General features: G+C 39.4%; 1 protein-coding gene and 1 pseudogene. Both read left to right on the top strand.

Translation table 11 applies throughout. From position 1 onward, the window contains the following. The coding region (locus F6K49_RS43770; RefSeq protein ID WP_293108063.1) for a protein kinase at nucleotides 1-1,583 on the top strand (1,583 nt) is incomplete at its 5' end. A 165-nt stretch (nucleotides 1,584-1,748) separates the two neighbouring features. Further along, nucleotides 1,749-2,046: pseudogene (locus F6K49_RS43765) on the top strand (bifunctional diaminohydroxyphosphoribosylaminopyrimidine deaminase/5-amino-6-(5-phosphoribosylamino)uracil reductase); the annotation flags it as partial.

The following is a 2,046-nucleotide window of genomic DNA, read 5'->3' as shown; positions in this document are numbered from 1 at the left end:
ATCTTGTTCACCAAGAAAACTATTTCCATCGCGATATCAAGCCAGAAAACATCATGCTCCGTGCCAATGGGCAATTGGTATTGATTGACTTTGGCACTGCTAGAGAGTTGACCTATACCTACCTAGCGGAAATTGGTGGTGGAGGCAGTGTTACCAAGATTAGTTCCCATGGCTATACTCCCCCAGAGCAAGAAAAAGGGTATGCAGTCCCACAGTCCGATTTTTATGCTCTGGGGCGAACCTTTGTTTATTTACTAACTGGGAAATCAGTCACCGATCAGAGTGTTTATGATCCGTTAAATGATCAATTTCATTGGCGTGATCATGCTCCTCAAATATCTGAGCAGCTAGCCGACTTTATTGATAGTTTGATGGCCCCAACGGCAGCAGCTCGACCTCAGAAAACTCAGCAAATTTTAAATGATATCGCTAATATTTCATCTTTTATTAGTATTTCACAGGCTAATACTAATCTAGAAGCGAGTACAACCAACCAAAGATTTAAAACTAAATCTCAACCCAATATTTCTATAGAAACGGAAGTTGTCAAAACCCCAAGAAGAAGATGGTGGTTAGGAGGGATATTGACTTTGGTGGTGGGATTATTTGGTGCTGGTGGTTGGCTATTGTATCAATCCTATAATCCTTCCCTTAGAAAATATCAAGAGATATCTGCTCAAGAATTATCTGTAGTTAACACTAAGACCTTCACTGCTCATTCAAGTTGGGTTAATTACCTAGTCATTAGTCAAGATGGCGAATTATTAGTTAGTGGGAGCGCCGATAAAACGATTAAAATTTGGAATATCAACACGGCAGAAGAAATCTACACTCTCCAAGGTCATAATAGCTTTGTTAATTATCTAGCTATTAGTCCCGATGGACAACACTTATTTAGTGCTAGTGCCGATAAGACGATTAAAATTTGGGATATCAACACGGGAAAAGAACTCCGCACTCTCCAAGGTCATAAGAGTTATATTAATCATCTAGCGGTTAGTCCGGATGGACAACGATTGTTTAGTGCTAGTGCCGATAAGACGATTAAGATTTGGGATATCAACACGGGAGAAGAACTCCGCACTCTCCAAGGTCATCAAAGTTCAATTAACTTTTTATTAATTAGTCAGAATGATCAAGAACTATTTAGTGCTAGTGCTGATAAGACAATTAAAATTTGGGATATCAACACTGGGGAAGAAATCGACACTCTAAAAGGCCATGATAGCTATGTTAATTCTCTAGCCATAAGTCCGGATGGACAACGATTGTTTAGTGCTAGTGCTGACAATACTATCAAAGTATGGAATCTAGATACTGGAGAAGAAGTCAATAGTCTAACTGATCATACCAATTATGTGGAAGAACTAGCTATCGGTGCTAATTGTAAGAAGTTGTTCAGTGGAAGTGCAGATAAAACGATAAAAGTGTGGGATTTTGCTAATGAAAAACTAATCTACACCCTAAATGGTTTTCCAAATCCAATTGACTATTTTGCGATTAGTCCTGATTGCCATACAATTGCTACTAGTGGTGGTAAAAAGATAATAAAACTGTGGAATTTGCCACAGTTAATTCATTAGTTTTTAAGTGATTATTATGGTTGAGCTATTGGTGAAAAAATTAAATTTTATGACGTTTATAGTTTAGAGTCAAAGTTAATTAAATGCTAAGGGATTTCATTAATGATTAAAAATCAAATATCAATAGTAACAAACGAATACTAACAGAGGAATAGTAATAGACAAATGGACAACTCTCCTGTGACATCTTTTCCTGAAACTCCCTTGGCGCAAGCCATGATACAGCGGTGTATCCAACTAGCACGGCGAGCCCAGGGACGTACTACACCCAACCCTTTAGTGGGTTGTGTAATTGTCCGGAATGGGGAAATTGTCGGGGAAGGGTTTCATCCTGCTGCTGGTCAACCTCACGCGGAAGTGTTTGCCCTCTCAGAGGCTGGGGAAAATGCCCAGGGCGCAACGGTTTACGTGAATCTGGAACCCTGCAATCACTATGGTAGAACCCCTCCTTGTACAGAAACGT

This window comes from Moorena sp. SIO3I6 (assembly GCF_010672095.1).
The sequence above is the reverse complement of the archived record's forward strand: the minus strand, read 5'-3'. Positions and strand labels throughout refer to the sequence as shown.